Origin of the sequence: Actinoplanes sp. NPDC048791, from assembly GCF_040650095.1 — a bacterium.
Classification (GTDB): domain Bacteria; phylum Actinomycetota; class Actinomycetes; order Mycobacteriales; family Micromonosporaceae; genus Actinoplanes.
The window spans coordinates 1-5996 of record NZ_JBEZGQ010000515.1 but is presented as its reverse complement, the minus strand read 5'-3'; the positions used below and the strand labels follow the sequence as shown (position 1 = coordinate 5996).

6 protein-coding genes are annotated in these 5996 nt (G+C 72.2%); 3 read left to right on the top strand and 3 right to left on the bottom strand.

Annotated elements, in window-relative coordinates; genetic code table 11:
* Positions 1-546: hypothetical protein (locus AB0C29_RS29670; protein ID WP_360826874.1), on the bottom strand; the 546-nt coding region annotated here is incomplete at its 3' end.
* 139 nt (positions 547-685) lie between these two features.
* Positions 686-2143, bottom strand: coding sequence for a glycoside hydrolase family 3 N-terminal domain-containing protein (locus AB0C29_RS29665; protein WP_360826871.1), 1458 nt, complete (start codon positions 2141-2143; stop codon positions 686-688).
* Between the two features lie 173 nt (positions 2144-2316).
* On the opposite strand from AB0C29_RS29665, the gene AB0C29_RS29660 reads away from it, so the two are divergent.
* The 3 genes from AB0C29_RS29660 to AB0C29_RS29650 are packed head-to-tail and all read left to right on the top strand — an operon-like array spanning position 2317 to position 5279.
* A complete protein-coding gene (locus tag AB0C29_RS29660; RefSeq protein WP_360826867.1) occupies positions 2317-3495 on the top strand; it encodes an ROK family transcriptional regulator in 1179 nt (392 codons plus the stop codon).
* 36 nt (positions 3496-3531) lie between these two features.
* Positions 3532-4365: an ABC transporter ATP-binding protein gene (locus tag AB0C29_RS29655; protein WP_360826863.1), complete on the top strand. Its 834-nt coding sequence runs from the start codon at positions 3532-3534 to the stop codon at positions 4363-4365.
* Between the two features lie 8 nt (positions 4366-4373).
* Complete coding sequence (locus tag AB0C29_RS29650; RefSeq protein WP_360826860.1) at positions 4374-5279, top strand: ribokinase; 906 nt, start codon at positions 4374-4376, stop codon at positions 5277-5279.
* Here AB0C29_RS29650 and AB0C29_RS29645 read toward each other — a convergent pair.
* The coding region (locus AB0C29_RS29645) for a methyl-accepting chemotaxis protein (RefSeq protein WP_360826857.1) at positions 5276-5996 on the bottom strand (721 nt) is incomplete at its 5' end. The two genes, AB0C29_RS29650 and AB0C29_RS29645, sit on opposite strands and share 4 nt — an antisense overlap.

Here is a 5996-nt window from a genome sequence, read left to right as displayed (position 1 = left end):
CCCAGCTGTGCCTGGCCCTGCCGCGCCCGGCCCACCGACGCCCGGCCCGGCCCACCCGCCGGGACCAGTCATTCCGCCGGGACTGGCCATGCCGCCAGGCCCACCGGGACGCCCAGCCCCACCAGGCCCGCCACCCGGCCCCCCAGGCTGCGGAGGCATAGGCAACCGCCCAGCCGGCGGCAACGGCGGCATCCCCTGCTGCTGCCGCAACCGCCCCCGCCGATACCGCCCCAGAAAGAAGACGTTGCAAACATGCAGCACCCCGAGCACGAGCAACACAAACCCGATCTTGTAGGACAACGTCTCCAACGCCCGGGCCGCGTCCGGCACCCGGGCGTTCGAGCGCATGGCCACCGCGACGAACCCCAGATTCAGCAGGTAGAAGCCCATCACCAGCAGCTGGTTCACCGCCCGGGCCAGGCGGTTGTCGGCGAAGACGTCTTCCAGGAAGACCAATCCGTTGCGGGACAGCGTGGTCGCCACCCAGACGGTCAGCGCGATGCTGACGATCAGGTAGGCGAGGTACATCCAGACTTTGTGATCCACGACCTCCGCCTTTCTTGAACGTGTTCAACTGGTGTCGTGATCAGCGTAGGGCGTTAGTTGAACGTGTTCAAGGAGATCTGGGGCACAAAGAGAGGCAGCGGCGGGTGGCGGCCCGCCGCTGCCTCAGTTCAGGGGTGTCTCAGTGGGTTGCGGTCAGCCCGAGGGCTTCCGCTGCGGCGCGACCGCTGGCATGGCTCGCGCCGTACGTGGTGATGAAAGCTCGCGCCCCGATCGGCCGCCAGCTTGCCGGCCAGCCCATCTCCACCACCGCCACATTATGCCGCGCCGCGAGGGTTTCGATGAGCGCTCGGCTCGCTTGCGCTCGATGGGTGTGTCGCCCGACGACCACGATCGGCCGGGACCCTGCCTGCTCGACCAGGGTCTCCGCGTTTGTCTCGGCGGCCACCACGGACACTTGCTCGGTTCCGTTCAGATGCGGCCGCAGGCCCCACGGCACGCGGCCTTCCGCTATCGAGTGACCCGACTGGAGTTGCACCACCAGCGGGTCGGCGAAGTCCACGAGGGAGCCTTCGACCCGTACCGCCCGGCGGGCTGCCGTGTAGCCCAGCCCGGCGTCGTGCCGCAGCGGCGTCACCGGGCGTTGGGTCCACGCGGTCAGCGCCGCTGTTCGTTCCGCGGCGTTCTCCAGCCTGTTCAGCGTGAGCCTGCCGTCGCTGAGGCCCGTGACGATTTCCGCCGCCACCAGTTCGACCAACTCCAGGCTCACCCGGGCGCCGATGCACAGCAGGTCAGCGCCCGCCGCCAGGGCCAGCACCGCGGCTTCGCCGATGCCGCCCGCGGCCTGGGCGGCCCCCTTCATCTCCAGTGCGTCCGTGATGACCGCCCCGCGGAAGCCGTATTCGCCGCGGAGCAGGTCGGTCAGCGCCGCGTGGCTGAAGGTGGCCGGGCCGGCGCCGGTCAGTGCCGGTACGCGAATGTGCGCCGTCATGATCGCTTGCGTGCCCGCCGCCACCGCGGCCGCGAACGGGGGCAGGTCGCGGTCGCGCAGCACGTCCAGCTCGGCGTCCACCGTGGGGAGTTCGAGGTGGGAGTCGGCCGTCGTGGCGCCGTGGCCCGGGAAGTGTTTGGCGCAGGCGGCGACGCCCGTTGACTGCAGGCCTTCGATCGCTGCGTCCGTGTGCCGGGCCACCAGCGACGGGTCCGCCCCGAACGAGCGGGTGCCGATGACCGGGTTGTCGTCGGCCGTGTTCACGTCGACCGTCGGGGCCAGGTCGAGGGTGATCCCGGCCTCGGCCAGGTCGGTGCCGATGGCCGCGTAGATCGAGCGGGTCAGCTGCGGGTCGTCGACGGTGCCGAGCGCGGCGTTGCCCGGGTACGGGCTCCCGACCCGGTGGGCCATCCGGGTGACGTCACCGCCCTCCTCGTCGATCGCGATCAGGGCGTCCCGCCGTACCGTGCGCAGCTCGGCCGTCAGCCGGCCCACCTGGGCCGGGTCCGCGATGTTGGTCCCGAACAGGGTGTGCCCGGCCAGTCCCTCGGCCAGCAGCGCGGCCGCCCACTCCGGGGCCTCGGTCCCCGGGAACGCCGCGAGCAACGTGCGCAGAGCCAAGCGGCGCAGTCCTGGGTCGATCGCCATGGTGTCCTTCCTCGGGTCCGGCTCTGGTTTTCCGGCCGGCCGGCCTGCATGATCGTCAGATGTCTATCGGGTACGCGGCGCAACCAGTGTGCGCGCTGACCGTTACGCTGCGGCTACATGATCTGCGCCGGTCACCGCAATAGGAAGCACTCCTAAACACCAAGGGACGAGTTATGGCCGCCACCCGCCTACCGGGTACCCCGCGACTGCTGCGGGCGCTCAACGACCGTGCCGCGCTCGAGCTGCTGCTCGCCAGGGGTCCGCTGACCCGCGCGCAGCTCGGCGAGATGACCGGGTTGAGCAAGGTGACCGCCTCCCAGCTGGTCGAGCGGCTCGAGGAGCGGGGCCTGGTGCGCCGGGTGGGTGAGCAGGCCGGCGGCCGCGGCCCCAATGCCCAGCTGTACGCGGTCACGCCCGGCAGCGCGCACGTCATCGGCGTCGAGGTTCTGCCCGACCGGGTCATCGCGGCCTGCGCGGACATCACCGGCGAGGTGGTCGGCCGCAGCGAGCAGTCGACCCAGGACAGCGACGATCCGGTACGCGCAGTGCACAGCGCCGTGGTCCAGGCGGCCGGCCGCGGTGGCACCGACATGGCCTCCGTGCGCCGGGTGGTCCTCGGCACCCCCGGTCTCGTCGACCCGAAGACCAGTGAGGTCTCCTTCGCCTTCGACCTGCCGCGCTGGCACCGCGGCCTGCTCGCCGAGCTGCGCAAGGACCTGAGCACGCCGGTGGTCTTCGGCAACGACGTCAACCTGGTCGCCATCGCCGAGCAGCACGTCGGTGCGGCCAAGGGCGTCGACGACTTCGTGCTCATCTGGGTCGGCCGGGGCGTCGGCCTCGCCACGGTGATCGGTGGCCGCCTGCACCACGGCAGCACCGGTGCCGCCGGCGAGATCGGCTACCTGCCCGTGGCCGGCGCCGAGATCCCCCGCGACGTGACCAAGCGTGGCGCCAAGGGTGCCTTCCAGACCCTCGTGGCCTCGGACGCGGCCAAGGCGATCGGCAAGAAGTACGGCTTCCGCGGCGCCGAGTCCGCCGACGTGGTGCGCGCCGCCGACGCGGCCGGCGCGGCGGGTGAGCCCCTGCTCGACGAGCTCGCCGCCCGGCTCGCCCTCGGCGTGGCGGCCACCTGCGTGGTGCTGGACCCGCCGCTGGTGGTCCTCGCCGGTGAGGTCAGCCAGGCCGGTGGCACGGCGCTGGCCGAACGGGTCGAGAGCGAGGTCGCGGCGATCACCCTCGTCGCGCCCAAGGTTGTGATCAGCGAGGTCGCCGTCGAGCCGATCCTCAACGGCGCGCTGCTGACGGCGCTGGAGTCGGTCCGCGACGAGGTCTTCGGATCCACCACCGGTTGACCGGGCACGGCGTCCGGGGCCCCGGGCCCTGCATGGTTGGATGGATGCGTGCTCGAGGCAGCGACTGCGACCCCCACCCCACCTGACGAAGACACCGTCATCTCCTTCGACCGGGTGAGTGTCATCCGCGGCGGCAGCTATCTGCTGCGCGGGCTCTCCTGGCAGGTCGAGCTGGACGAGAGATGGGTCGTGCTGGGCCCCAACGGCGCCGGCAAGACCACGCTGCTCAACCTGGCGTCCGGCCGGCTGCACCCGTCCCGCGGCACCGCCTGGATCCTCGGCGAGCGGCTGGGCCGCACCGATGTCACCGAGCTGCGCACCCGGATCGGCATCACCACCGGTCAGCTCGCCGACCAGGTGCCGCCCTCGGAACGCGTGCTCGACGTCGTGGTCACCGCGGCCTGGTCGGTTGTCGGCCGCTGGCGGGAGAGCTACGACCCCCAGGACGAGGCGCGGGCCCGGGCGCTGCTGACGCAGCTGGGCATGGGCGCGCTGGTCGAGCGGGAGTTCGGCACCCTGTCCGAGGGTGAGCGCAAGCGCACCCAGATCGCCCGCGCGTTGATGACCGACCCCGAGCTCATGCTGCTCGACGAGCCCACCGCGGGCCTGGACCTGGGCGGCCGCGAGGATTTGGTCGGCCGGCTGACCGAGCTGGCCGAGGACCCGGACGCCCCGGCGATGGTGCTGGTCACCCATCACGTCGAGGAGATCCCGCCCGGTTTCACCCACGCGATGCTGCTGCGCGAGGGCACGGTCGTGGCGGCGGGCCTGCTCGGCGAGACGCTGACGGCGGCCAACCTGTCCAAGACGTTCGGGCTGCCGTTGCAGGTGCAGCGGTCCGGCGACCGTTACATGGCCCGGGCGGCCTGAGGCAGACGATGGCCGAGATCTCCCCGCGCATCGTCGTCGCCGGCAGCGCCAACATGGACCTCGTCGGGCTCGCGCCGCGGCTGCCGCTGCCCGGCGAGACCGTGCTCGGCGACGACTTCGTGATGACACCGGGTGGCAAGGGGGCCAACCAGGCCATCGCTGCCGCCCGGGCCGGCGGCCGGTGCACGATGCTCGGGGCGATCGGCTCGGACGCATTCGGCGTGACCATCAAAGCCCGGCTCAACGCGTCCGGGGTGGACACCGAGAACGTGCGGACCAGCTACGGCGCCTCCGGTGTTGCCGTCATCATGGTCGACCGCGCGGGCGAGAATTCCATCATCGTGAGCCCCGGCGCGAACAATTCGTTCGCCGGGCTGAGCGCGGCCGAGACAGCGGTGATCGCCGACAGCGACGTGCTGCTGTGCCAGCAGGAGATCCCGGCGGACACGGTGGTCGCGGCCGCGCAGGCGGCCCGGGCCGGCCGGACCCGGATGATCCTGAACGCGGCCCCGGCCCGTGAGCTGCCGCAGGAGCTGCTGGACGCGGTGGATCTGCTGGTCGTCAACGAGGGCGAGGCGAACGCGATCACCGGGTCGGCCGAGCCGGACATGCCCGGCCTGCTGGCCCTGGTGCCGCGGGTCGTGCTGACCCTGGGCGGCGCCGGCTCCTGGTACGCCGACCGCGACGGCCACGACGAGCGAATCCCGGCCTGCCGGGTCGAGGTGGCGGACACCACCGCGGCCGGTGACGCCTTCACCGGGGCGCTGGCGGTCGCCTGGGGCGAGGGCCGGGATCTGGTGCAGGCCGTGCGCTGGGCGAACGCGGCCGGCGCGGCGTGCGTGCGCAAGGTGGGTGCCAGCAACGCCCTGCCCAGCCGCGCCGAGATCGACGCGATCTACGCCCAGAACTACTAGGACTGGCGGGCCATCGTCACGAAGCGGTGCACCTCGCTGCGCAGCACCTCGGCCAGCTGGCTCAGTCCCGCCGTACCGGAGTCCTGACCGCCGTCGACGGCGGCCGCGATGCCGTTCACCAGGCCGCTCATCTCCCGGATGCTGCCGGTCACGACCTCGAGCACGCCGACCGCGTCCGCCGCCGCCTGCTGCACCGTGTTGACCTGGCCCAGGATCTCGGAGCTGGACTCGCTGGTCTCGTTGGCGAGGTTCTTGACCTCGCCGGCCACGACGGCGAAGCCGCGGCCGGCGTCGCCGGCCCGGGCCGCCTCGATGGTGGCGTTGAGGGCCAGCAGGCGGGTCTGCGAGGCCACCGAATTGATCAGGTCGACGGCGGTACGGATCTGCTCCGACGCGGTACGCAGCGAGCCCACCGTCTCCACCCCACGCTCGGCCCCGGTGACCGCCTCACGCGCGAAGTCCGCGAGCCCGTTCGCCGAGGCCCCCATCTCGGTCGCCGCCGTCGCCACCTGCTCGGAGACGGTGAGCACCGCGTTCTCCAGCTCGTCGGCGAGGGCGGACCTCGACCGGGCCGCCTCGGCGAGCTGCGCGGTGGACCGGCTCATCTCGTCGGTCGACTGGGCGATCCGGGCGGCCGCGTCGCGGAACGCGCCCTCCATCACCGCCGCGGCGCTCCGGCTCAAGAAGACCGACGCGTGAGGGGACAATCGGCTGATG

Coding starts and splice junctions, on each gene's coding strand:
- AB0C29_RS29665 (WP_360826871.1), bottom strand. CDS start 2,143: ATGGCGATCGACCCAGGACTGCGCCGCTTGGCTCTGCGCACGTTGCTC.
- AB0C29_RS29660 (WP_360826867.1), top strand. CDS start 2,317: ATGGCCGCCACCCGCCTACCGGGTACCCCGCGACTGCTGCGGGCGCTC.
- AB0C29_RS29650 (WP_360826860.1), top strand. CDS start 4,374: ATGGCCGAGATCTCCCCGCGCATCGTCGTCGCCGGCAGCGCCAACATG.